The organism is Microbacterium meiriae (assembly GCF_025143875.1).
In the GTDB taxonomy this organism is placed as follows: Bacteria; Actinomycetota; Actinomycetes; order Actinomycetales; family Microbacteriaceae; genus Microbacterium; species Microbacterium meiriae.
The window spans coordinates 96,408-120,257 of sequence record NZ_JAMBDU010000002.1 but is presented as its reverse complement, the minus strand read 5'-3'; the positions used below and the strand labels follow the sequence as shown (position 1 = coordinate 120,257).

General features: G+C 70.3%; 20 protein-coding genes. 10 read left to right on the top strand and 10 right to left on the bottom strand.

What is annotated here, in order from left to right:
* Window positions 1-5 precede the first annotated feature (5 nt).
* Entirely contained in the window at window positions 6-932 is a 927-nt protein-coding gene (locus M4D53_RS02050) for a tetratricopeptide repeat protein (protein WP_370428569.1), read from the top strand.
* A 54-nt stretch (window positions 933-986) separates the two neighbouring features.
* On the opposite strand, the gene glgB is transcribed toward M4D53_RS02050, so the two are convergent.
* The 3 genes from glgB to glgX all read right to left on the bottom strand — a co-directional run bounded on the left by glgB (window position 987) and on the right by glgX (window position 7,391).
* On the bottom strand, window positions 987-3,188 hold the full coding sequence (gene glgB, locus M4D53_RS02045; RefSeq protein WP_259951631.1) for a 1,4-alpha-glucan branching protein GlgB: 2,202 nt from the start codon (window positions 3,186-3,188) through the stop codon (window positions 987-989).
* Entirely contained in the window at window positions 3,185-5,254 is a 2,070-nt protein-coding gene (locus tag M4D53_RS02040; RefSeq protein ID WP_259951630.1) for an alpha-1,4-glucan--maltose-1-phosphate maltosyltransferase, read from the bottom strand. The genes glgB and M4D53_RS02040 overlap by 4 nt, the downstream gene beginning before the upstream one ends.
* Before the next feature lie 64 nt (window positions 5,255-5,318).
* Window positions 5,319-7,391, bottom strand: coding sequence for a glycogen debranching protein GlgX (glgX, locus tag M4D53_RS02035; protein WP_259951629.1), 2,073 nt, complete (start codon window positions 7,389-7,391; stop codon window positions 5,319-5,321).
* A gap of 101 nt (window positions 7,392-7,492) precedes the next feature.
* On the opposite strand from glgX, the gene M4D53_RS02030 reads away from it, so the two are divergent.
* From M4D53_RS02030 to ligA, 3 genes are read left to right on the top strand one after another with little or no spacing between them, the layout of a single operon-like run.
* Entirely contained in the window at window positions 7,493-8,668 is a 1,176-nt protein-coding gene (locus tag M4D53_RS02030; protein ID WP_259951628.1) for a cysteine desulfurase family protein, read from the top strand.
* A gap of 9 nt (window positions 8,669-8,677) precedes the next feature.
* Window positions 8,678-9,775, top strand: coding sequence for a tRNA 2-thiouridine(34) synthase MnmA (mnmA, locus tag M4D53_RS02025; RefSeq protein ID WP_259951627.1), 1,098 nt, complete (start codon window positions 8,678-8,680; stop codon window positions 9,773-9,775).
* A gap of 38 nt (window positions 9,776-9,813) precedes the next feature.
* Window positions 9,814-12,129, top strand: a complete 2,316-nt coding sequence (gene ligA, locus M4D53_RS02020) for an NAD-dependent DNA ligase LigA (protein ID WP_259951626.1) — start codon at window positions 9,814-9,816, stop codon at window positions 12,127-12,129.
* Between the two features lie 3 nt (window positions 12,130-12,132).
* On the opposite strand, the gene M4D53_RS02015 is transcribed toward ligA, so the two are convergent.
* From M4D53_RS02015 to M4D53_RS02005, 3 genes are read right to left on the bottom strand one after another with little or no spacing between them, the layout of a single operon-like run.
* Window positions 12,133-12,612, bottom strand: a complete 480-nt coding sequence (locus M4D53_RS02015; RefSeq protein ID WP_187664012.1) for a GNAT family N-acetyltransferase — start codon at window positions 12,610-12,612, stop codon at window positions 12,133-12,135.
* 11 nt (window positions 12,613-12,623) lie between these two features.
* Entirely contained in the window at window positions 12,624-14,477 is a 1,854-nt protein-coding gene (locus M4D53_RS02010; protein ID WP_396818887.1) for a DEAD/DEAH box helicase, read from the bottom strand.
* A 46-nt stretch (window positions 14,478-14,523) separates the two neighbouring features.
* Entirely contained in the window at window positions 14,524-16,224 is a 1,701-nt protein-coding gene (locus tag M4D53_RS02005) for a long-chain-fatty-acid--CoA ligase (RefSeq protein WP_187664013.1), read from the bottom strand.
* Window positions 16,225-16,289: 65 nt separating this feature from the next.
* Here M4D53_RS02005 and gatC point away from each other — a divergent pair, with 65 nt between their 5' ends.
* From gatC to M4D53_RS01975, 6 genes are read left to right on the top strand one after another with little or no spacing between them, the layout of a single operon-like run.
* Entirely contained in the window at window positions 16,290-16,589 is a 300-nt protein-coding gene (gene gatC, locus M4D53_RS02000; protein ID WP_025103377.1) for an Asp-tRNA(Asn)/Glu-tRNA(Gln) amidotransferase subunit GatC, read from the top strand.
* Window positions 16,586-18,103 (top strand): Asp-tRNA(Asn)/Glu-tRNA(Gln) amidotransferase subunit GatA, encoded by a 1,518-nt coding sequence (gene gatA / locus M4D53_RS01995; RefSeq protein ID WP_259951625.1) that lies wholly within the window; start codon window positions 16,586-16,588, stop codon window positions 18,101-18,103. The genes gatC and gatA overlap by 4 nt, the downstream gene beginning before the upstream one ends.
* The gene (gatB, locus tag M4D53_RS01990; protein ID WP_259951623.1) at window positions 18,103-19,617 is read left to right on the top strand and encodes an Asp-tRNA(Asn)/Glu-tRNA(Gln) amidotransferase subunit GatB; all 1,515 of its coding nucleotides are present in this window, start codon (window positions 18,103-18,105) and stop codon (window positions 19,615-19,617) included. Before gatA ends, gatB begins: the two co-directional genes overlap by 1 nt.
* Before the next feature lie 48 nt (window positions 19,618-19,665).
* Entirely contained in the window at window positions 19,666-20,922 is a 1,257-nt protein-coding gene (dinB, locus tag M4D53_RS01985; protein ID WP_187664016.1) for a DNA polymerase IV, read from the top strand.
* A gap of 37 nt (window positions 20,923-20,959) precedes the next feature.
* Window positions 20,960-21,277 carry a hypothetical protein gene (locus M4D53_RS01980; protein ID WP_071328758.1) on the top strand — a complete coding sequence of 106 codons (318 nt, stop codon included), beginning with the start codon at window positions 20,960-20,962 and terminating at the stop codon, window positions 21,275-21,277.
* Entirely contained in the window at window positions 21,261-21,842 is a 582-nt protein-coding gene (locus M4D53_RS01975) for a nucleoside/nucleotide kinase family protein (RefSeq protein ID WP_259951622.1), read from the top strand. Before M4D53_RS01980 ends, M4D53_RS01975 begins: the two co-directional genes overlap by 17 nt.
* Before the next feature lie 6 nt (window positions 21,843-21,848).
* Here M4D53_RS01975 and M4D53_RS01970 read toward each other — a convergent pair whose 3' ends face one another.
* Genes M4D53_RS01970 through M4D53_RS01955 form a run of 4 tightly spaced genes read right to left on the bottom strand, consistent with a single transcriptional unit; the run spans window position 21,849 to window position 23,640 of the window.
* Entirely contained in the window at window positions 21,849-22,346 is a 498-nt protein-coding gene (locus M4D53_RS01970) for a DUF2017 family protein (RefSeq protein ID WP_187664018.1), read from the bottom strand.
* A complete protein-coding gene (gene clpS, locus M4D53_RS01965) occupies window positions 22,343-22,630 on the bottom strand; it encodes an ATP-dependent Clp protease adapter ClpS (RefSeq protein ID WP_259951715.1) in 288 nt (95 codons plus the stop codon). The genes M4D53_RS01970 and clpS overlap by 4 nt, the downstream gene beginning before the upstream one ends.
* A 2-nt stretch (window positions 22,631-22,632) precedes the next feature.
* Entirely contained in the window at window positions 22,633-22,980 is a 348-nt protein-coding gene (locus M4D53_RS01960) for a metallopeptidase family protein (RefSeq protein WP_187664020.1), read from the bottom strand.
* Window positions 22,981-23,010: 30 nt separating this feature from the next.
* Complete coding sequence (locus tag M4D53_RS01955) at window positions 23,011-23,640, bottom strand: LysE family transporter (RefSeq protein ID WP_187664021.1); 630 nt, start codon at window positions 23,638-23,640, stop codon at window positions 23,011-23,013.
* Between the last annotated feature and the right edge of the window lie 210 nt (window positions 23,641-23,850).

Here is a 23,850-nt window from a genome sequence, read left to right as displayed (position 1 = left end):
GTGAGATGTCTCCCGCCGCCCTGCGTGGCGCCGTCGATCTGTCCAGCCTGCGCAACCGTCCGTCCCCGCCGGCGGGTGGTGCAGCGGCGCCCGCGACCGCACCGGTGGCTGACGTCGTCGTCGACGCGACCGACGAGAACTTCGGTCAGGTCCTGGAGCTGTCGCGCACCGTCCCGGTGGTCGTCGACCTGTGGGCCGAGTGGTGCGGGCCGTGCAAGCAGCTGAGCCCGATCATCGAGAAGGTCACTCGGGAGCTCGGCGGCCGCGTGCTCCTGGCGAAGGTCGACGTGGATGCGAACCCGCAGCTCGCGCAGAGCTTCCGCGCGCAGTCCATCCCGATGGTCGTCGCCCTCATCGCCGGCCAGCCGGTGCCGATGTTCACGGGCGCCGTACCGGAGCAGCAGGTGCGTGAGGTCTTCGCGCAGCTGCTCCAGGTGGCGGCGCAGAACGGCGTCTCGGGAACGCTCCCCGTCGGCGACGCCGAGACCGGGGAAGCCGAAGCCGCTGCCGAGCCCGAGCTGCCGCCGCTGCACGCGGAGGCGTTCGCCGCCATCGAGCGCGGCGACTACCGTGCGGCCATCACCGCCTATGAGAAGGCACTCGCGGAGAACCCGCGCGACGAGGACGCCATCGCCGGCCTGGGCCAGGTTCGCCTGCTCGACCGTGTGCAGGGACTCGACCTCCAGACCGCCCGAGCCGCGGCCGCAGCGGCTCCGCTGGACGTGCAGGCCCAGTTCGACGTCGCGGACCTCGACCTCGCCGGTGGACATGTCGACGACGCCTTCGGCCGGCTCCTCGACCTGTTCGCTCAGCTGCCGTCCGACCAGCGCACTCCCGTCCGGGAGCGTCTCATCGAGCTCTTCGGCCTCATCGGCGCCAGCGACCCGCGCGTGATCGCGGCTCGGAACCGACTCTCCTCGCTGCTCTTCTGATCGGCCTGCGCGGGGATCGTTCCTCCGCGCAGACCGATCGTCGCCGGCCGTCCGTCAGCCGTTGTTCACCGTCGGCACGTGCGGCTCGGGCTGGTGGCGGAGCCAGAGCGTCGACAGCGCGGGCAGCGTGATCGACGCCGTGGGGGCGCCGGCGTCCGCGGGCTCGGCGATCACCATCCCGAGGTTGCCCGACCCCCGTCCGCCGTAGGCGACGGCATCGGAGTTCAGGATCTCCTGCCACACGCCCTCTCTGGGCAGCCCGAGACGGTAGCCGGTGCGCTCCACTCCGGCGAAGTTGCTGACGACGACGAGGCGCCCGCCGTGCGCGTCCCGTCGTTCGAAGGCGATGACCGACGGGTCCCAACTCGGGGCGCCGAGGCGGGTGAACCCGGAGCCGTCGTTGTCGCGCTCCCAGAGGGGGGCCTGCGACCGGTACACCCCGTTCATCGCGGCGACGAAGTCCTGCAGCTGGGCGTGGGAGGGCTGGTCACGGAGCCACCAGTCCAGCTCCCGACCCTCCGACCACTCCGCGAGCTGACCGAACTCCTGTCCCATGAACAGCAGCTTCTTCCCGGGATGCCCCCACATGTAGGCGAGGTAGGCACGGACGTTCGCCAGCTTGTGCCAGTGGTCGCCCGGCATCTTGGACAACAGGCTGCCCTTGCCGTGCACCACCTCATCGTGACTGATGGGCAGGACATAGTTCTCGCCGAACGCGTACACGAACGAGAACGTCATCTCACCCTCGTGGTGCGCGCGGTACATCGGATCGCGTCCGATGTACTGGAGCGAGTCGTTCATCCAGCCCATGTTCCACTTGAAACCGAACCCGAGGCCGGCGTGATCCGTCGGTGCCGTGACGCCGGGGAAGCTCGTGGACTCCTCGGCGATCATCAGGATGCCGGGGTGGAGCCGGTAGGCGGTGGCGTTGACCTCCTGGAGGAAGCGGATCGCCTCGAGGTTCTCGCGTCCGCCGTGGATGTTCGGCTCCCACTCGCCCTCCCGGCGCGAGTAGTCGAGGTAGAGCATCGACGCCACGGCGTCCACCCGCAGGCCGTCGACGTGGAACTCGTCCAGCCAGTAGAGGGCGTTGGCGACGAGAAAGCCGCGTACCTCGGGCCGGCCGTAGTCGAAGATGAGTGTGCCCCAGTCCTGATGCTCGCCGCGGCGGGGGTCGGGGTGCTCATACAGGGGCTGGCCGTCGAAGCGGGCCAGCGCGAAGGCGTCCTTGGGGAAGTGCCCGGGGACCCAGTCCATGATGACGCCGATGCCGGCCTGGTGCAGGCGGTCGATGAGGTAGCGCAGGTCGTCGGGGGAGCCGTACCGGCTCGTCGGTGCGTAGTATCCACTGACCTGGTAGCCCCACGAGCCGCCGAACGGATGCTCAGCCAGCGGCATGAACTCGACGTGGGTGAACCCCGTCTCCTGCACGTGCGCGATCAGCGGATCGGCCATCTCGCGGTAGCCCAGCCCCTCGCGCCAGGAGCCGACGTGCACCTCGTACACCGACAGCGGCTGCGCGACGGCATGGGTGGCGGCGCGACGGGTCATCCACGCGCCGTCCTGCCAGGCGTAGGACGAGGCGGTGACGACCGACGCGGTCTCCGGCGGCACCTGCGCCGCCAGCGCCATCGGGTCGGCCTTGAGGATCCAGGCGCCGCCCCGGGTGCGGATCTGGTACTTGTAGCGGGTGCCGACGGGCAGGTCGGGGATGAAGATCTCCCAGACGCCGCTGGCGCCGAGCGAGCGCATGGCGTGGCTCTCGCCGTTCCAGCCGTTGTGATCGCCCACGACCCGGACGGCCGAGGCATCGGGAGCCCAGACCGCGAAGGACACGCCCTGTTCGTCGCCCTGCGTACGGGGATGCGCCCCCAGCGCCTCCCACAGACGCTCGTGCCGCCCCTCGGCGATGAGGTGCAGGTCGAGTTCGCCCAGTGTCGGCGCATGCCGGTACGGGTCGCCGGAGACGATCTCCTCCTCGCCGCGGTAGCGCGTCGCGATGCGGTAGGGGAGCGGCGGCCCGGGGTGCGTGCCCTCCCAGAGGCCGTGCGCGATGTGGGACAGGGCGAGTCGGCTTCCATCGCTGAACACGGCCTCGACGCTCTCGGCGAGCGGTCGGCGGACGCGGATGGCGGTGACGGTACGGTCGGCGGCATCCTTGGCGGGGTGCGCGCCGAGCAGGGAATGCGGGTCGTGATGCTGACCGGCCGCGACGGCCTCCCACTCGGCGTTCGGGGTGTCCTCGATGCGGCTCATGCGCGCTCCCTCACCTTCAGGATGTGGACGGGCTCGGCGAAGGCGTCGAGCCGGACGTAGTTGTGATCGCTCCAGGTCCAGACAGCGCCGGTCAGGAGATCCTCCACCTCGAAGGTCTCGCCCAGGGGGACCCCCCAGCGCGTGGTGTCGAGGTGGACGGTGGTCTCGCGCACCGAGTGCGGGTCTACGTTCGCGACGACGATGAGGGTGTCCGGTCTCCCGGTACCGGTGAAGGCGGCGTCGAGATGCTTGCTGAACACGAGGATGGCGTCGTCGTCGCTCCAGTGCAGCTCGAGGTTGCGGAGCTGGCGCAGCGCGGGATGCGCCGCACGGATCTCGTTGAGCCGCCGGAGCAGCGGGGCCAGCGACTCCCCGCGTTCCTCGGCTCCCGCCCAGTCGCGGAACTTGTACTCGTACTTCTCGTTGTCGATGTTCTCCTCGGAACCCGGGCGAGCCACGTTCTCGACGAGCTCGTACCCCGCGTAGACCCCGTACACGGGCCCTGCCGTCGCGGCGATGCAGGCGCGGATGCGATACGCCGCGCGTCCGCCGAACTGGAGGTACTCGGTGAGGATGTCGTGGGTGTTCACGAAGAGGTTCGGACGCATGTAGTCGGCCGTCTCGTGGGAGATGGAGGTGAGGAACTCCTCCAGCTCGGGTTTGGTGTTGCGCCAGGTGAAGTAGCTGTAGCTCTGCTGGAAGCCCACGGCGGCGAGCGCGCGCATCACGGCGGGCCGGGTGAAGGCCTCGGCGAGGAAGATGACGTCGGGATCCGTCGCGTTGACCGTCGCGATCAGCCACTCCCAGAACTGGAGCGGCTTGGTGTGCGGGTTGTCCACGCGGAAGATCCGCACACCCTCGGCCACCCAGTGCCGGACGATCCGGAGCATCTCGGCCGCGATGCCCTCCGGGTCGTTGTCGAAGTTCAGCGGATAGATGTCCTGGTACTTCTTGGGCGGGTTCTCCGCGTACGCGATGCTGCCGTCCGGGAGGGTGGTGAACCACTCGGGGTGTTCGCGGACCCACGGGTGGTCGGGGGATGCCTGCAGCGCGAGATCCAGGGCGACCTCCAGCCCCTCCTTCCGCGCGGCGCGCACGAACGCGCGGAAGTCCTGCGGGGTGCCGAGGTCGGGATGGATGGCGTCGTGCCCTCCTTCAGTGGCGCCGATCGCGTACGGCGAGCCCGGGTCTCCCGCCTCGGCGACGAGCGTGTTGTTGCGCCCCTTGCGATTGGTGCTGCCGATGGGGTGGATCGGGACGAGGTAGATCACATCGAAGCCCATCCCGGCGACCTCGGGCAGGCGCTTCGCCGCCGTGCGGAACGTGCCGCTGCGCACCGTGCCGTCCTTGAGCCGTCTGGCACCTTCGGAGCGTGGGAAGAACTCGTACCAGGCGCCCACGCCCGCACGGGTGCGCTCGACGCGGAGGACCTGCTCCGCGGAGAGGGAGCGGAGGGTCGCGACCGGGCGGTCGCGGAAGATCGCTGCGAGTTCGGGGTCGACGGCCATCGCCGCAGTGGTGGTGGCGTCGCCGGCCTGGAGCTCATCGGCTCGGACGCGCAGGCGCGTGCGCTGTGCCGCAGGGCGATCCTTCTCCGCCGCGGCCCGCCGCAGCAGCTCCGCGCCGAGCGCGGCCATCACGTCCACATCGACGCCTGCGGCGACCTTGACGTGCGCGGCGTGCGCCCAGGTGGCGAAGTCGTCCGAGAACGCCTCGAAGTGGAAGTGCCAGACGCCCTCCGCGTCGAGGGCGATCTCCGCCTCCCAGCGGTCGGTGCCGTCCGCGAGGGCGGTGAGCCGGTGCAGGCTCTCCTCGCCGGTCGGGGACGTCAGCCGCACGTGCACGCCGATGAGGTCGTGACCTTCCCGGAAGGCGACCACGCGGAACGGCACGACCTCGCCGGCGAAGGCCTTGGCCGGGAAGCCACCGGGGACCGCGGGGCTCCCGTCGAGCAGCGGGATCCGCGTCGTGCGCAGCGCTCCGGGGCGGTCCGCGTCGGCGGCGCGCGTCGGGATCTGAACGGGGCTCCGCAGAGCCGTGGGCCGGGTTCCAGCACGAGCAGTCACATGCCGAATCTACCGGTCGGGCGTGCGGGAACCTACCGCTCGACCAGGGCGGCGAACCGTGCTATCACTCGACGCGGAACAGGCGCATCGAGGTGCCGGGGATCGGCAGCACCTCGCCCGGTACGAAGGTCTCCTCGGCGTCCGACGGCCGCTCATCCGCGCTCGACCAGAGCGAGACGAACCGGGTGGCGCCGTCGATGTCCTCCGGGAGCCGGACGTCGATCGGAGCCTCCGTGCCGTGCACGATCAGCAGGATCCGGTTCGCGGCTTCCTTGTCCGGCGTGGACGCGGCGACGTACTGCAGGGTGCGGTTGCCGGGGTCCGTCCACTGGGCCGGCTCCATCGTCGCGCCGTCCTGGTCGTACCAGTCCATGACCGACGCGTTCGGGATGTGCTCGCCGAGGCGCGCGTACCGGCTCGGGCGCAGCGCGGGGTTCTCCTCACGGAGCCGGAGGAGGCGCGCGACGTGGGCGCGGAGGTCCTCCTGCCACGGCTCGAACTCCCAGGAGAGCCAGGACAACGGAGAGTCCTGCGCGTAGGCGTTGTTGTTGCCCCGCTGCGTCCGTCCCACTTCATCCCCGGCGGTGAGCATCGGGATGCCGGCCGAGAGCAGCAGGGTGCCGAGCAGGTTGCGCATCGCCTTCCGCCTGGCGGCGAGGATCATCGGATCGTCGGTGGGGCCCTCCACGCCGTGGTTGAAGGACCGGTTCAGATCCGCGCCGTCGCGGTTCTGCTCGCCGTTGGCCTCGTTGTGCTTCACGTCGTACGACACGAGGTCGTGGAGAGTGAAGCCGTCGTGCGCGGTGACGAAATTGATGCTCGCGAGCGGTCCCCGATCCTCGCTGAAGGTGTTGGATGAGCCGGCCAGACGTGTCGCGAAACCGCCGATCCCCACCGGTGCCGAGGCCCGCCGGGCGTAGTCGATGTCGCTGAGCCAGAAGTTGCGCACCCGGTCGCGGTAACGGTCGTTCCACTCATGCCAGCCCGAGGGGAAGTTCCCGGTCTGCCAGCCGCCCAGACCGACGTCCCAGGGTTCCGCGATGAGCTTGGTCTCCGCGAGCACGGGGTCGGCGGCGATCGCCTGCAGAAGGGGATGGTCGGGGGTGTAGGTGTGCGCGCCGTCGCGGGCGATCGCCGTGGCCAGATCGAAACGGAATCCGTCGATCTGCATCTCCTCGGCCCAGTACCGGAGGGAGTCCACGACGAGGCGCGCCCCGGCCTCGGTGGCGGTGTTGAGCGTGTTGCCGCATCCGGTGGTGTCGATGTAGACGCCCGCGTCGTCCTGCCGGTAGTACCGGGCGTTGTCGAGGCCGCGGAGGCTGGACCGCGGGCCGCCGATCCCCTCCTCGGATGTGTGGTTGTACACGACGTCGAGGATCACCTCGAGACCCGCTTCGTGCAGCAGCCGCACCATGCCCTTGAACTCGGCGATGATCGCCTCGGGCCCGGCCTTGCGCGCGCCCTCGGTGGCGTACGCGGCGTGCGGTGTGAAGAAGTTCAGGGTGTTGTAGCCCCAGTAGTTCGTCAGACCACGCTCGAGGAGTCGGGGTTCCGGGACGAACGCGTGGACGGGGAGCAGCTCCACCGAGGTCACCCCGAGCGTGCGGAGGTGCGCGATCATGGCGGGATGCGCGAGGCCCGCATACGTCCCGTGCAGCGCCGGCAGGATGTCGGGGTGACGCTTGGTCAGCCCTTTCAGGTGGCCCTCGTAGATCACGGTCCGGTCGGCCGGGACCCGCGGCTTGGTGGAGTCGCCCCAGTCGAAGCCGTCCTCGATGACCACGCCGCGCCACTCCTGGTAGCCGTGGCCCTGGGCGAGACCACGCGCGTACGGGTCGAGGAGCAGCGTCTCGGGGTTGAACGTGTTGCCGGGGCCGTGCGGTCCCTCGACCCGGAGGGCATACCGCACGCCCGGCTGGAGCAACGGCGTCGTGACCTCCCAGACCCCTCCGGGCCGCCTTTCCAGCGCCGCCTGGTCGACCACCCAGTCGAGGTCCGTGGCGTCGAACACGACGAGCTCGACGGCCGAGGCGTTCTGCGACCAGACCCGGAGAGTGCCGACGTCGTCGTGCAGGCGAACGCCGAGATCGTCGAGGGTCGCCCCACCGGGCACGACGGAGGCGGGGGACGAAGGCATGGATACACCCTAAACGTGTTGCATTTCAGTCTCATGACAGGACGCACCCGGTCTCACGCGCAGACGGAGCGTCCGCCGCGCGGATCGGGGAGAATCGACGTATGCGGCACTATCTCGACCACGCGGCGACGACCCCGCTGCGCCCGGAGGCCAGGGACGCGTGGCTGGAGGCGTCCGTCATCGTCGGCAACGCCTCGTCGACGCACGGGGCAGGGCAGGATGCGCGCCGGGTGCTGGAGGAGTCCAGGGAACGCGTGGCCGCGGTTCTCGGGGCCGACCCGATCGAGGTGGTGCTGACCTCCGGCGGGACCGAGTCCATCAACCTCGCTCTCCAGGGCCTGTGGCGCTCGCGTCGTCCGGGCTCTTCGGCGGTCGTCGTGCCGGACGGTGAGCATCACGCGACGATGGACACGGTCGCCGCCCTCGTCTCCGACGGAGCCGAGGTGCGCGCTGTTCCTCTCTCTGCCCAGGCGCGCATCGACGGAAGCCGCTTCGCGTCGGCCCTGCCCGGTGCGGCGTTCGCGACCGCGCTCGTCGCGAACAACGAGACCGGGACGGTCAACGACGCGGCGGCTCTGACCGCGGCCGCCGCCGATGCCGGAGTGCCGCTGCACCTCGACGCGGTCGCCGCGCTCGGGCACCTCCCGCTGTCGTTCCGGGAGCTGAGGGGCGGTGCGGACGAGGGGACGGGCCTGGTGGCGCTCAGCGTCGCCGGTCACAAGGTCGGCGCGCCCGTGGGCGTCGGTGCGCTGGTGGTCGCTCGGTCCGCCCGACTGACCCCGCTTCTGCGGGGCGGGGGCCAGCAGCGGGGTCTGCGTGCGGGTACGCAGGATGTGCCGGGAGCCGCGGCACTGGCGACCGCGCTCGAGCTCGCCGAACGGGAGCGGGCCGCCGAGACCGTCCGGGTGGGCCGCTTGCGCGACCGTCTCGTCGAGGGGGTCCGTGCGCGGGTGCCGACGGCCGAGCTCCTGGGCGACCCCGATCACCGTCTTCCCGGGACCGCGCATCTGCTCTTCCCCGGTGCCGTGGGGGAGAGCCTGCTGTTCCTGCTGGACGTGGCCGGGGTCTCGGCCTCCACGGGATCCGCCTGTCAGGCGGGGGTCGCCGAGCCCTCGCACGTCGTGATGGCGATGGGGCGCAGCGAGTCGGACGCCAGGAGCGTGCTGCGATTCTCTCTCGGCCGGACCTCGACGGACGCCGACGTCGACGCGGTGCTCGGGGCGATCGGCGATGCCTACGCCCGGGCATCCGGGGCCCGTGCAGCCGAGCGCTCGTAGACTGGACCCATGCGAATCCTTGCGGCCATGAGCGGCGGTGTGGACTCCGCCGTCGCGGCCGCCAGGGCCGTCGAGGCGGGGCACGATGTGGTGGGCGTGCACCTGGCGCTCTCCCGCGCCGGGGGGACCCTGCGCACCGGCAGTCGAGGCTGCTGCACGATCGAGGACGCGCTGGACGCCCGCCGGGCCGCCGACCTCCTGGGCATCCCCTTCTACGTGTGGGACTTCTCCGAGCGCTTCCGGGATGACGTGATCGACGACTTCGTCGCGGAGTACCGCGCCGGTCGTACTCCGAACCCGTGCATGCGGTGCAACGAGAAGATCAAGTTCGCGGCCCTGCTGGAGCGCGCCCTGGAGCTCGGCTTCGACGCCGTCTGCACCGGACACTACGCGACCCTGGTGGACGGTCCTGAGGGTCTCGAGCTGCACCGGGCCTCGGACAACGCGAAGGACCAGTCCTACGTGCTCGGTGTCCTGACGGCCGACCAGCTCGCGCACACCTATTTCCCGCTCGGGACCACGCCGTCGAAGGCCCTCGTGCGGGCGGAGGCGGCGCAGCGCGGTCTCAGCGTGGCCCAGAAGCCGGACAGTCACGACATCTGCTTCATCCCCGACGGCGACACCCGGGGGTGGCTGGCCGAGAAGGTCGGCACGGCCACCGGTGAGATCGTCGATCGCACGGGCGCGGTCGTCGGCGCGCACGAGGGCGCGCACGCGTTCACCGTCGGCCAGCGGCGCGGGCTCAAGCTCGGTGTCCCGGCGCCGGACGGCAAGCCCCGCTTCGTCCTCGAGGTGCGTCCCGTGTCGAACACGGTGGTCGTCGGCCCCAAGGAGGCCCTGGCGATCGCCGAGATCGCGGGGCAGCGTTTCAGCTGGGCCGGCGCCGCACCTGCCGCGTCGACGTTCGCGTGCGATGTGCAGATCCGCGCGCACGCCGAGCCGGTGCCCGCCACGGCCACCGTGACCGCGGAGGGCGTTCGCGTGGTGCCGCAGACTCCGCTCGACGGCGTCGCTCCGGGACAGACCGCCGTGCTCTACGTCGGCACACGTGTGCTCGGGCAGTTCACGATCGATACGACCGTCTCCGCCGTTCCGGTCGGCGTCTGATCCGGGTGGATGTCGGTCCCCGCTCCTAGACTGGCGGGGTGCCGGAGAACATCTCACTGGAAGACGCCCGCAGCGAGGCGGAGGAGCTGACCACCCGCATCCTCGAGGCGAAGGACGCGTACTACGGGCGCGACACGTCGCTCGTCGACGACGCGACGTACGACGGCTGGATGCGGCGCCTGGAAGAGCTCGAGCGCCTGCACCCCGAGCTCCAGGGTCAGGACTCGCCGACGCAGATGGTCGGCGCGGCCGAGGCGACAGGGCTCGCGACCATCGAGCACGCCGAGCGCATGCTCAGCCTCGACAACGTCTTCTCGATCGAGGAGTTGCGGGAGTGGGCGCAGAAGACGCGGGCGGCCGCCGGGCGCGACGTCGATTGGCTGACCGAACTCAAGATCGACGGGCTCGCGATCAATCTGCGATACGAGCACGGCGTCCTGACGTCGGCCGCGACCCGCGGTGACGGGCGGGTCGGCGAGATCGTCACCGAGAACGCGCTCCGGCTCCCCGAGATCCCGGAGCGGCTCGCCGGGGAGGGACACCCGCCGATCGTCGAGGTCCGCGGAGAGGTCTTCATCCCCGTCGCCGCGTTCGAGCGCCTGAACGCGGCGCAGGCGGCTTTCCGCGACCGCGCGTATGCCGACGCCCTCGCGCGGTGGGAGGCCAGGGGCGGCGCGAAGAGGCCGTTCGATGAGGAGAAGGCGCGCACCGCGGCGGCGCGGCGCTTCCCGGCCTTCGCCAATCCCCGCAACGCCGCCAGCGGCGGCCTGCGTCAGCAGATCGACAAGAAGGACGGCCTGGAGCTCGAAGCGGGCCTGCTGCGCATCGAGTCGCTCGCGCTCTACGTGCACGGCATCGGCGCCTGGACGAACCCGCCGGTCGCGGCGCAGAGCCAGGTCTACGAGCTGCTGGCCGCCTGGGGGCTGCCGACGAGCCCGCACACCAAGGTGTGCCGCAGCATCGACGACGTCGTCGCCTTCGTCGAGCACTACGGGGAGCATCGGCACGACATCGAGCACGAACTGGACGGCATCGTGGTCAAGGTCGACGAGCTCGACCTGCACGACGAGCTCGGGGCCACGAGCCGGGCCCCCCGCTGGGCGATCGCCTACAAGTACCCGCCGGAGGAGGTGCAGACGAAGCTCCTCGACATCGTCGTCTCCGTCGGGCGCACCGGTCGCGCCACTCCCTTCGCGGTCATGGCACCGGCTCACGTCGCCGGATCCGTGGTCCGTCAGGCCACGCTCCACAACAAGGACGTGGTCAAGGCCAAGGGCGTGCTCATCGGCGACACCGTGGTGCTCCGGAAGGCGGGCGACGTGATCCCCGAGGTGCTCGGCCCCGTGGTCGAGAAGCGGGACGGGACGGAGCGGGAGTTCGTCATGCCGGCCGACTGCCCCGAGTGCGGCACGCCGTTGCGCGCCATGAAGGAGGGCGACATCGACCTCCGGTGCCCGAACGCGCGGTCGTGCCCTGCGCAGGTGCGCGGACGCGTCGAGCACATCGGTTCCCGCGGCGCCCTCGATGTCGAGGCCCTGGGCGAGGTCACCGCGGCGGCCCTGACCCAGCCCACGACTCCGGCCGAGCCCCCTCTGAGCACGGAGGCAGGGCTGTTCGCCCTCACGCTGGAGCAGCTCGTGCCGATCGAGGTCGTCATGCGTGATGCGGAGACGGGTCTGCCGCGCGAGGACGAGGACGGCCTCGTGAAGACGCGCGCGCCGTTCCGACGGAACCCGACCGCCGCCGAGAAGAAGTCGGGTCTGGAAGGTCCGCAGCCGTCCTCGCAGGCGCTGACACTGCTCGCGGAGCTGGAGAAGGCGAAGACCAAAGACCTCTGGCGGCTGCTCGTCGCCCTCAACATCCGCCACGTCGGACCGGTCGCGGCGCGGGCGCTCGCGCAGTGGTTCGGGTCGCTCGACGCGATCCGGGAGGCATCGCGGGAAGAGCTCGCCGCGGTCGAGGGCGTGGGCGGCATCATCGCCGACTCCTTGCTCGCGTGGTTCGACGTCGACTGGCACCAGGACATCGTCCGGCAGTGGACGGATGCGGGCGTGCAGTGGGCGACGCCGGGCCACCCCGGGCCGGGAGCAGCTGTCGCCGCCGGGGGAGTGCTGGAAGGCCTCACGGTGGTCGCGACGGGATCTCTCGACGGCTACACCCGCGAGGGCGCGCAGGAGGCGATCATCAAGGCCGGCGGCAAGGCGGCCTCGAGCGTCTCCAAGAAGACCGACTTCGTGGCCGCGGGTCCCGGCGCCGGCTCCAAGCTCGCGAAGGCGGAGGAGCTCGGCGTCCGCATCCTCGACGCCGCGCAGTTCCACGTGCTGGTCACGGAGGGCCCTGCGGCGCTGGAGTGAGGCTCAGGCGCTCTCCGGGGCCGCCGTGGTGGGCGCGAGGAACTGTCGCAGCCGCGGTGAGTCCGCGAATCCCAGCTTCTGGTAGAGACCCACGGCGGCCTCGCTCGAATGCACGGTGATCCGCTCGGCACCGACGGACACGGCGTGCGCGCAGGCGGCGGCGACGAGGCCGCGGCCCGCTCCGCGCCCTCGATGCTCCGGGAGGACGAAGACGCTCTGGATGTCCGCGGAGATGCGATCGACCGCCCCGGGCCGCGGCACACGCGGCACGAGGGCGACCCAGGCGGCACCGACGATACGGTCATCCTCCTCGGCGCGCGCGACGAAGGCGACGTGGGTGCGGGCGTGCGCCTGCCACCAGTCGCCGAGTTCCGCGGTGTACGTGTCGAGCGATCGACCGGCCGTCAAGTCCCTCGGCACGTCCTGCCACTTGAGCTGGGCGAGCGCGGGGAGATCCTCCCTGCCGGCGCGGTCGATGCGCATCGTCGGTCCGCTCAGGCCTTGTGACGGGGCTTCCGGAAGGGCTTCTCCTCGCGGTCGCCGTGCGCCGGGCGCTCGTCGCGGTCGCTCTTGTCGTAGCGGGTCGGGCGACCACGGCCGTCGCCGTCGCGCGAGGACGACCCGCGTCGCGCCCCGGGGCCACGGTCGGGAGCGATCTCGATCAGTCGTCCCGAGATACGGGTGTTGCGGAGCTTGTCGAGGACGGCGGGGTCGAGGTTCGCCGGAAGCTCGACGATCGAGAAGTCGGGACGGATGTTGATCGCCCCGAAGTCGTCGCGGCCCAGACCGCCCTCGTTCGCGAGCGCGCCCACGATCTGTCGCGGCTCGACGCGGTGCCGGCGACCCACCTCGATGCGGTACGGCGTGTAGTCGCCGCGGCCGCGACGCTCCCGGGGTTCGCGCGGCTCCCGCGTCTGCCGCTCGCGCGGCGGGCGGTTGTCGGCGGCCACCGCCTGCGACAGGGCGTCCTGGGCGGGGTCGAGGAGCAGCGGCGTGGCGCCCTGGGCGACCACGGCGAGAGCGGCCGCGACGTCGCCTTCCGGCACATCGTGATGCCGCACGTAGTGGGCGATGATGTCGCGGAACGCGTCGATGCGCGTCGTCTCCGAGAGCGCGGTCGTGATGGCGTCGTCAAAGCGGGCGAGCCGCGTCGTGTTCACGTCCTCGGTGCTCGGGAGCTGCATCTGCGTGGGCTGCTGACGCGTGGCCTTCTCGATGTGCTTGAGCAGGTAGCGCTCGCGCGGGGTGATGAAGCTGATCGCGTCACCCGTCCGGCCGGCCCGCCCGGTCCGTCCGATGCGGTGGACGTACGACTCGGTGTCGGTGGGGATGTCGAAGTTGACCACGTGGCTGATGCGCTCGACGTCGAGGCCGCGGGCGGCGACGTCCGTGGCGACGAGGATGTCGAGCTTGCCGTCCTTGAGCTGGTTGACGCTGCGCTCGCGCTGCACCTGCGGCACGTCGCCGTTGATCGCGGCGGCGGAGTATCCGCGGGCGCGGAGCTTCTCGGCCAGGGTCTCGGTCTCGTTCTTCGTGCGGACGAAGACGATCATCCCGTCGAAGTTCTCCACCTCGAGGATGCGGGTCAGAGCGTCCACCTTCTGCGCGTAGGAGACGACGAGGTAGCGCTGGGTGATGTTCGTGTTGGTCGCGGTCTTGGACTTGACCGTGATCTCCTCCGGGTCGCGGAGGTACTGCTGCGCGAGGCGGCGGATCTGCGCGGGCATCGTCGCCGAGAACAGGGCGACCTGCTTCTCCTCCGGCGTCTGCGCGAGGATCTGCTCGACGTCTTCGGCGAAGCCCATCTTCAGCATCTCGTCGGCTTCGTCCAGCACGAGGTACTGCAGCTCGGAGAGGTCGAGCGTGCCCTTGGCGAGGTGGTCCATGATGCGGCCGGGGGTTCCCACGACGACGTGCACGCCACGGCGAAGCGCGGACAACTGCACCCCGTAGCCCTGACCGCCGTAGACGGGGAGCACGTGCACGCCCTTCATGCGCGACGCGTAGGACTCGAAGGCCTCGCAGACCTGCAGCGCGAGCTCGCGGGTCGGGGCGAGGACGAGGGCCTGCGGCGTCTTCTGCGTGACGTCGAGCCGCTCCAGCACGGGGAGGGCGAAGGCGGCGGTCTTGCCGGTGCCGGTCTGCGCCATGCCGACCACATCGCGGCCGGCGAGCAGCGTCGGGATGGTCGCGGCCTGGATGGGCGAGGGGGTCTCGTAACCGAGATCCTTGATGGCCTTGAGGACCGGCCCGGTGATGCCGAGGTCCTCGAATCCGGGGGTTGCGGGGGACTCGTCAGGGGCGTCGGTGGGGGTCACTTCTTCAGGGGTCACTTCTTCAGGGGTCACTTCCCAAGGGTAGCGCGCCCGGCGACCCGCTTCCTGTGCGACCGGGTCAGACGCCCGAGGTGAGGGCGAGCAGCTTCTCCTTCACCTGCCGGCGGAGCACCTTGCCGATCAGCGACGTCGGCAGCTCGTCGACGACGAAGACGCGGCGCGGCACCTTGTACGGCGTGAGGATGCTGCGGGCGTACTCGCGGATCGCCTCGACATCGACATCGGCCCCGGGGTCGACGACGATCGCCGCCACGACCTCCTCGCCCGAGTGGTCGCTGGGCAGTCCGACGACCGCAGCGTCGACGACCGACGGATGCTGGCGCAGCGCGTTCTCGACCTCGGTGGGGGCGACGTTGAAGCCGCCCGTGATGATGAGCTCCTTGATCCGGTCGACGATCCGCACGAATCCGGCGTCGTCGATCGTGACGATGTCGCCGGTCCGGTACCAGCCGTCGACGAACACGGCCTCCGTCTCCTCGGGCTTTCCGTAATACCCGGAGAAGACCTGAGGGCCGCGCACGACGAGCTCGCCGGCGGAACCGGCCGGGACGTCCTCGGTGGGGTTCTCCGGATCGACGACGCGGCACTCCGTCCCGGGGAGCGGGAGGCCCACCGTGCCGGGGACACGGTTGTCGGCCACCGGGTTCGCCATGAGGACGGGGGAGCACTCGCTCAGACCGTAGCCCTCGACGAGATAGCCGTGCGTCGCGGCTTCGAACGGGACGACGAGTTCGTGCGGCAGCGCCATGGCGCCGGAGATCGCCACTTCGATGCCGTCGAGGGAGACGCCCTTGGCGTTGGCGGCCGCGAGCAGCCGGTCGGCGATGGGCGGCACGAGCGGCAGGAACGTCGCCGGGTGCTTCTTGACCACGTCCAGCACGAGATCGGGATCGAACTTCGGGAACAGCACGAGGCGCGCCCCCATCGACATCGCGAAGGTGAGGCAGAGGGTCAGGCCGTAGGCGTGGAACATGGGCAGCACGGCGTACACGACGCAGCCCTTGCCGCGCTGGATGGATGGGACCCAGGCCTGGGACTGTGCCGCATTGGCGAGGAGGTTGCGGTGGGTGAGGGCGGCGCCCTTCGGCGTGCCCGTGGTCCCCGACGTGTACTGGATGATCGCCAGGTCGTCCGTGCCGGGCTGCGGATGCGAGGCGGGGATCGGGGCACCGGCGACCACCGACTCCCAGAGGACGGTGCCGCGGACGCGCTCGGTCAGCGCCGCCCGCGATTCCCTCGCCTTCGCCACCGGCAGCCGGAGCGCGAAGCGGGTGAGTGCGGGCATGGCGCGAGTGACGTCAACGGACACGAGCGTCGAGACGGCCAGGTCGCTCGGGAACTCCTGAACCGTCGCCACGACCTTGTTCCAGACGATCGCGTGCTTGGCGCCGTGGTCCTCGAACTGCTTGCGCAGCTCGCGGGGGGTGTAGAGCGGGTTGTGCTCGACCACGACCGCTCCGAGTCGCAGCACGGCGTAGAACGCCACGATGTGCTGGGGGCAGTTCGGCAGGACGATGGCGACCGGGTCGCCGGCGCGCACGCCGAGATCCCGGAGCCCCGCGGCGGCGCGATCGATCGCCTCCTGCAGCTGTGCGTAGGTGGTCTCCCTGCCGAAGAACTGCAGGGCCGGGGCATCGGGATAGTCCCGCGCCGACGCGGCGACGATGTCCACGAGGGAGCCGCTGACGGGGGCGAGGTCCTCCGGGACGCCGTCGGCGTAGCTGGCGATCCACGGGCGAGGGGGCTGGAACGTGCTCACGCGCCCAGCTTAGGCGGGCCGCGCCGCACCGAGCGGCGGGCGGCTCGCCAACTAGACTGGGGAGCGTGTCTGAAATCACCCCTGATCTTGTGCGCCATCTCGGCGTGCTCGCGCGCATCCAGCTGAACGACGACGAGGTGACGCGGCTCACCGGCCAGCTCGACGCCATCGTCGACAACATCGCCAAGGTGTCCGAGGTCGCGACCGCCGATGTCGCCGCGACCAGCCACCCGATCCCGCTGAGCAACGTGTTCCGTCCCGACGTGGTCGGCGAGACGCTGACGCACGAGCAGGTGCTGCAGAACGCCCCGGACCAGGCCGACGGCCGGTTCCGCGTCACCGCGATCCTGGGAGAAGAGCAGTGAGCGACATCATCCGACTGACGGCGGCGGAGCTCGCCGACAAGCTCACGACGCGCGAGGTCTCCAGCGTCGAGGCCACGCAGGCGCACCTCGACCGCATCGCCCAGGTCGACGGCGCCGTGCACGCGTTCCTGCACGTCAACGAGCACGCGCTCGAGGCCGCGGCCGACATCGACGCCCGCCGTGCCGCGGGGGAGGACCTCGGGCCGATCGCCGGTGTCCCGCTCGCGATCAAGGACGTCCTCGTCACGACCGATCAGCCGACCACGAGCGGCTCGCGGATCCTCGAGGGCTACCGCTCGCCGTATGACGCGACGGTCGTGGCCCGCTCCCGTGCCGCCGGACTCATCCCGCTCGGCAAGACGAACATGGACGAGTTCGCGATGGGCTCGTCGACGGAGCACTCCGCCTACGGCCCGACACGCAACCCCTGGGATCTCGACCGGATCCCCGGGGGCTCGGGTGGGGGCTCTGCCGCCGCCGTCGCCGCCTTCGAGGCCCCGCTCGCCCTCGGCTCCGACACCGGCGGATCGATCCGTCAGCCTGCGCACGTGACCGGAACGGTCGGCGTGAAGCCGACGTACGGCGGTGTCAGCCGATACGGCGCCATCGCGTTGGCGTCGAGCCTCGACCAGGTCGGCCCGGTCACCCGCACGGTGCTCGATGCCGGTCTGCTGCACGACGCGATCGGCGGCCATGACCCGAAGGACTCCACGTCGCTCGACGAGCAGTGGCCGTCCTTCGCGGCGGCCGCACGCGAGGGTGCGCGCGGCGACGGCCTCAAGGGTCTGCGCGTCGGCGTCATCCGCGAGCTCCCCGACAGCGGTTTCCAGCCGGGCGTCGCGGCGTCGTTCCGCAGCGCGCTGGCGCTGCTCGAGGCGCAGGGCGCGGAGATCGTGGAGATCGGTGCGCCGCACTTCGAGTACGGCGTGGCCGCCTACTACCTGATCCTGCCGGCGGAGGCCTCGAGCAACCTGGCCAAGTTCGACTCGGTGCGCTTCGGTCTCCGCGTCACCCCGGCCGGGAACCCCACCGTCGAGGACGTGATGTCCGCCACGCGCGACGCCGGCTTCGGCGACGAGGTCAAGCGCCGCATCATCCTCGGCACCTACGCGCTGTCGGCGGGCTACTACGACGCGTACTACGGCAGCGCGCAGAAGGTCCGCACGCTGATCCAGCAGGACTTCGCCGCGGCCTTCGCCGATGTCGACGTCATCGCGACCCCGTCGGCCCCGACCACCGCGTTCAAGCTCGGTGAGAAGATCGACGACCCGCTGCAGATGTACCTCAACGACATCACGACGATCCCGGCGAACCTCGCCGGTGTCCCCGGCATCTCGATCCCGAGTGGTCTTGCGGACGACGACGGCCTGCCCGTTGGCATCCAGTTCCTCGCCCCGGCGCGGGAGGACGCTCGTCTGTACCGCGTGGGCGCCGCCCTCGAGACGCTGCTCGTGGACTCCTGGGGCGCGCCGCTGCTGTCCCGTGCCCCCCAGCTGGAAGGAGGCGCGCGCTGATGGCCGCTGCCAAGCTCATGGACTTCGACAAGGCGCTCGAGATGTTCGAGCCGGTCCTCGGATTCGAGGTGCACGTCGAGCTCAACACGAACACGAAGATGTTCTCCGACGCGCCCAACCCCGCGAACGAGGCGTACCACGCGGCGGAGCCGAACACCCTGATCGCGCCGGTCGACCTGGGTCTGCCCGGTTCGCTGCCGGTCGTCAACGAGACGGCCATCCGATCCTCGATCAGCCTCGGCCTCGCGCTCGGCTGCTCGATCGCCGAGTCCAGCCGTTTCGCCCGGAAGAACTACTTCTACCCGGACCTCGGCAAGAACTATCAGATCTCCCAGTACGACGAGCCGATCGCCTTCGAGGGCTCGGTGGAGGTGGAGCTCGAGGACGGCACGATGGTGACGATCCCGATCGAGCGCGCGCACATGGAGGAGGACGCCGGCAAGCTCACGCACATGGGCGGCTCGACCGGGCGTATCCAGGGTGCCGAGTACTCGCTCGTCGACTACAACCGTGCCGGTGTCCCGCTCGTCGAGATCGTGACGAAGACCATCTTCGGCACCGATCACCGGGCCCCCGAGGTCGCCAAGGCCTACGTCGCCGCGATCCGCGACATCGTCCGCGGGCTCGGGATCTCCGAGGCTCGCCTCGAGCGCGGCAACCTCCGTTGCGACGCCAATGTGTCTCTCCGTCCTCGTGGCGAGGAGAAGCTCGGCACGCGCACCGAGACGAAGAACGTCAACTCGATGCGCTCGGTGGAGCGTGCGGTGCGGTACGAGATCCAGCGCCAGGCGCAGATCCTCGCCGACGGCGGCACCATCACCCAGGAGACGCGGCACTGGCACGAGGACACCGGGACCACCTCTCCCGGCCGTCCGAAGTCGGACGCCGACGACTACCGGTACTTCCCCGAGCCCGACCTGCTTCCGGTGCAGCCTCCCCGTGAGCTGATCGAGGAGCTGCGTGCGGCGCTGCCCGAGCAGCCCGTCGCCCGCCGTCGCCGGCTCATGGACGAGTGGGGCTTCACCCCGCTGGAGTTCCAGGACGTGCGCAACGGCGGTCTGCTCGACGTCGTCGAGGCCACGATCGCCGCCGGGGCCACGCCCGCCGCGGCACGGAAGTGGTGGACGGGGGAGATCACCCGCCTCGCCAACGCGCAGGAGAAGGACGCGGTCGACCTGGTCAGCCCGGAGAGCGTCGCCGCACTGCAGCAGCTCGTCGATGCCGGCACGCTGACCGATAAGCTCGCGCGCCAGGTGCTGGAGGGCGTGATCGCCGGGGAAGGCACGCCGCAAGAGGTCGTCGACGCCCGTGGTCTCGCCGTGGTCTCGGACGACGGCGCCCTCATCGCGGCGATCGACGAGGCTCTCGCCGCGCAGCCCGACGTGATGGCCAAGATCCAGGATGGCAAGGTCCAGGCGGCCGGTGCCATCATCGGCGCGGTCATGAAGGCCATGAAGGGCCAGGCCGACGCCGCACGCGTCCGCGAACTCATCCTCGAGCGCGCCGCGCAGTGATTCTCGCCCCCGGGCCGCCGTGTCGGCGGCCCGGGGGACAATGGACTCATGGGACACGGTGATGGCAGAGGCCGCATGGTGTCCTCGGCCGACGCCGACGATTCCGGGACGCGGATCCTCCACGTCGACATGGATGCGTTCTACGCCGCCGTCGAGGTGCTGGATGATCCGGGTCTTCGCGGGCTGCCGCTGATCATCGGATCCCCGGACGGACGATCGGTGGTCTCCAGCGCTTCCTACGAAGCACGGCGCTACGGCGTGCGCTCCGCCATGCCCGTATCGCAGGCTCTGCGGTTGTGTCCCACCGCACGTATCGTCCCGCCGCACTTCTCTCGGTATCAAGAGGTCTCGCGGCAGGTGATGGCGATCTTCGAGTCGTTCACGCCGCTCGTGGAACCCTTGTCGGTGGACGAGGCCTTCCTCGACGTGCAGGGTGTGCGCCGGCTGTGGGGGAGTCCCGCCCGGATCGCCGCCCAGATCCGCGAGCGCGTCCTCGCCGAGGTCGGCATCACCTGCAGCGTCGGCGTGGCCGCGACCAAGCACGTCGCGAAGATGGCATCGACCATGGCAAAGCCCGACGGAATGCTCGTGGTCGCCGAGCACGACACTCTCGCGTTCCTCGCGCCGCGCCCGGTGCGGGCGCTGTGGGGAGTGGGGCCGAAGGCGGCGGAAGCTCTGGAAGCCCGCGGCCTCCGCACGATCGACGACCTGCGCACGGCGCCGCCGGAGATGCTGGACCGGGCTGTCGGGCCGGCGCTCAGCACGCGGCTCGCGCAGCTCGCCCGGGGAGAGGACCCCCGCGCCGTCGACACCGAGCGCGTGGAGAAGAGCATCGGCCACGAGGAGACGTTCGACCAGGACATCACGGATCGAGCGTTCCTCCGCGCCGAACTGCTCCGGCTCGCCGATCGCGTGGGCGCCCGTCTGCGTCGGGCCGGGTGGGAGACCTCCACGGTCGCGATCAAGATCCGCTTCGACGACTTCCGGACCGTCAACCGATCGCAGACGCTGAGCGAACCCACCGCGGTCGGACAGCGCATCGGCGAGGCGGCGCAGGGTCTGTTCGCGCTCATCGAGCGTCGCGACCCGATCCGCCTCGTGGGAGTCCGCGCCGAGAACCTCCGGCCTGCGGGAGGTAGCGCGCTGGCACTCTGGGATGACGACGAGGGCTGGCGCAAGGTCGAGGGGGCGGTCGACGAGGCCATGGCACGGTTCGGTTCGGCGACGATCAGCAGAGCGCGCCACATCGGACGAGGTGAAGGACGAGGTGCCGCTCGCCATCCGAAGGATCACGGCGTCGATTGACCGCGCGCCGGAGGCCGCCGTCGGCTACCGTGGGAACATGCCGAACATTGCACTGGAACTCGGGAATCAGGTCGCGTCCTTCGGCGTGAAGAGCGCATACGGGGAGCCGCAGGAGATCGACGGTGTCACCGTCACTCCGGTGGCGTTCACCTACGCGGGCTTCGGCGGCGCCAGCGGCGACGGAGGAGAAGGCGGCGGGGGCGGCGGCGTGTCGGTCCCGGTCGGTGTCTACGTCCGTCGCGAAGAGGGACTGCGCTTCGAGCCGAACATCGTGACGCTCCTGGTCGTGGCCGTGCCCTTCGTCTGGGTCACAGGTCGGGCACTCACGCGCATCATCCGTGCCCTCAAGAAGTGACGACGCGGTCGCAGCTGCTCTCTCGCACGCCGCGACACTGATCGTCGAGGACGTCCGCGCACTCGCGGCGTCCAATCCTGTCGTGATCATCGACGGGGGAAGCGGTGCCGGCAAGACCTCTCTGGCTGCGCGTGTGGCACATGCCTGGCCGGTTGCCGGCCGCGTGCAGGTCATCGCGCTGGATTCGCTGTACCCGGGCTGGGACGGACTCGACGGGGGCGCGGAGAAGGCGCTGGAGGGCATCCTCCGCCCGCACGGACGCGGCCTGCTCGGCGCCTGGCGTCGCTGGGATTGGGAGCGCGGCGAGGAGGCGGAGACGCATGCGGTCGATCCCGCGCTCGGGGTCATCGTCGAAGGCAGCGGGATCCTGCGTCCGTCCACGGCACGGCTGGCGGATGTCCGCGTCTGGGTGGAGTCCGGGGAACACTCACGCAAGTCACGGGCGCTCGCCCGGGACGGAGACACCTACCGCCCGCACTGGGACCGCTGGGCGGCGCAGGAGCGCCGTCACGTCGAGCGGGACAGCCCCCGCGAACTCGCCACCCGAGTCGTCGAGGTTCCCTGAGAGCGCTCAGCGGAGGGCGTCGGCGTCGCTCTCGTCCACGGCTTCGATGAGGAGCTCGAGGCGGTATCCCAGCCAGTCGTACACCGCTTGGCCATCGCCCCCGACGTCGGGCTCGTCGTCGGTGATGCCGAGGCGCGTCGCGATCACGAGGCGGATGGCGGTGAGGGTGCGCAGCCAGGCGTCCACGTGGTCACGGCGCACCACGACATCGCGAGGGATCCGGGCATCGGCATCGGTCACCTCGGCGTCGGGGTCGAACATCTGCAGCGATGCGCGAACCGTGCGGGCGTCGTGCAACCGCCGGTCGAGGAGGTCCGCGCGCGTGGCGGAGGCGAATGCGGCCGACGCATCGTCGTCGTCCGGGTAGGCGTTCGGGGTCAGCCGGGCCACCCCCGGGTCGTCCTGTTCGGAGTCCCGCAGCACCTCCATGAAGTCATCGACGAGTCGGGCCAGGTGCATCCCCTCGATCGTGGCGACGGAGACGGTGATCGGCGTGGTGTTCATGCGGCCTTCCTGACGGTCGCCCAGAGTCCGTAGTCGTGCATCGCCTGAGCGTGCACCTCCATGGTCTCTCGCGGGCCGGTGGCGACGATCGCGTGGCCGTCGTGATGAACGGCGAGCATGAGGCGGGTGGCGTGTTCGGTCGTGTAGCCGAAGTAGGTGCGGAAGACGCGCATGACGTAGCTCATCAGATTCACGGGGTCGTTCCATACGACGACCTCCCAGGGCTCCAGCGGAGCAGCGAACAGGTCTGTGGTCTCCTCGACCTCGGGAAGAGCGGTCGACATGATCATGCCCACCCGAGCTCATGCAACTGCGCGTCGTCGATGCCGTGGAAGTGCGCGATCTCATGGACGAGCGTGGTGTGGATCTCGTCACGGAGTTGGTCGATGTCGTCGCACTGTGCGAGGTGCGGCTCCCGGTAGACGATGATGCGGTCGGGCAGCTCGCCCATCCCGTATTGCGTGCGCTCCGTCAGCGCCAGGCCGTCGTAGAGGCCGAGCAGGTCGAGACCGCCGTCCTCCGGACGGTCCTCCACGACGAAGACGACGTTCTCGAGCTGCTCGACCATCTCGTCAGGCAGCTGGTCGAGCTCGTCGATCACGAGGGCCTCGAAGGCCGCGGCGTCCATGTCCATCGCCTCCAGCCTACGGCGACGGCCGGGTGCTCAGTGCAGAAGGACGAGGAGGGCTGCCACGCCGATGAAGAGGGTTCCGAACACCGTATTGAGGATCCGCTGTCCCTGCGGGGAGCGCGTGAGACGCCGGAAGGGACGCGCCGCCGTGGCGAAGAACCCCCACATCACCAGGACGTCGACGACCACGACCGTCGCGACGAGTGCCAGGTACTGGGGGAGCGGTGGCTGGTCCAGTCGGATGAACTGCGGGATGAACGCGAGGAAGAACACGATCGCCTTCGGGTTCAGCAGGTTCACCCAGAACCCGCGGCGCATCATCGACCAGTGGCTCTCCCGGGCGTCCACAGGATCCGGCGCGTCGTCGAGTGCCGGCGCGGGCCGGGTCAGGATCAACCGGATCCCGAGGTAGACGAGGTAGGCGGCGCCGGCGTACCGGATGACGTTGAACAGGAGATCCGAGCGTGAGACGAGGAGCCCGACTCCAGCGGCGACGATCACCACATGGACGATGAGCGCGATCTGTTGGCCGATGATGCCCCAGATCGAGCGCTTCCAGCCCTGGGTGAGGGAGTTGGACATCGTGTTGATCGCGCCGGCTCCCGGCGTGAAGCTGATCACCACGGATGCGGTGAGAAGGGAGAACCAGACCGCCAGTGACACCAGGACAGTCTAGGGCCGCGCGACCACGGGGCCGGACCGGCCGAAAGGCGAAGAGGCTCGGACCGAACGGTCCGAGCCTCTTCGAGCTGGGGTGAGTAACGGGGCTTGAAACTGTCACGCCTACACCCACTGAATGCCTGTTTTGCCGCGGAATCACGCGGAATTTAATGACTCACCGTACGGTGTGTCTGTAAATACAGTTTACCGCAG

What these genes read in the sequence shown, in the direction of transcription:
- M4D53_RS02050 (WP_370428569.1), top strand. Translation starts at nt 6, where the DNA reads ATGTCTCCCGCCGCCCTGCGTGGCGCCGTCGATCTGTCCAGCCTGCGC.
- glgB (WP_259951631.1), bottom strand. Translation starts at nt 3,188, where the DNA reads ATGAGCCGCATCGAGGACACCCCGAACGCCGAGTGGGAGGCCGTCGCG.
- glgX (WP_259951629.1), bottom strand. Translation starts at nt 7,391, where the DNA reads ATGCCTTCGTCCCCCGCCTCCGTCGTGCCCGGTGGGGCGACCCTCGAC.
- M4D53_RS02030 (WP_259951628.1), top strand. Translation starts at nt 7,493, where the DNA reads ATGCGGCACTATCTCGACCACGCGGCGACGACCCCGCTGCGCCCGGAG.
- mnmA (WP_259951627.1), top strand. Translation starts at nt 8,678, where the DNA reads ATGCGAATCCTTGCGGCCATGAGCGGCGGTGTGGACTCCGCCGTCGCG.
- M4D53_RS02015 (WP_187664012.1), bottom strand. Translation starts at nt 12,612, where the DNA reads ATGCGCATCGACCGCGCCGGCAGGGAGGATCTCCCCGCGCTCGCCCAG.
- gatB (WP_259951623.1), top strand. Translation starts at nt 18,103, where the DNA reads ATGGCCGCTGCCAAGCTCATGGACTTCGACAAGGCGCTCGAGATGTTC.
- dinB (WP_187664016.1), top strand. Translation starts at nt 19,666, where the DNA reads ATGGGACACGGTGATGGCAGAGGCCGCATGGTGTCCTCGGCCGACGCC.
- M4D53_RS01980 (WP_071328758.1), top strand. Translation starts at nt 20,960, where the DNA reads ATGCCGAACATTGCACTGGAACTCGGGAATCAGGTCGCGTCCTTCGGC.
- M4D53_RS01970 (WP_187664018.1), bottom strand. Translation starts at nt 22,346, where the DNA reads ATGAACACCACGCCGATCACCGTCTCCGTCGCCACGATCGAGGGGATG.
- clpS (WP_259951715.1), bottom strand. Translation starts at nt 22,630, where the DNA reads ATGTCGACCGCTCTTCCCGAGGTCGAGGAGACCACAGACCTGTTCGCT.
- M4D53_RS01960 (WP_187664020.1), bottom strand. Translation starts at nt 22,980, where the DNA reads ATGGACATGGACGCCGCGGCCTTCGAGGCCCTCGTGATCGACGAGCTC.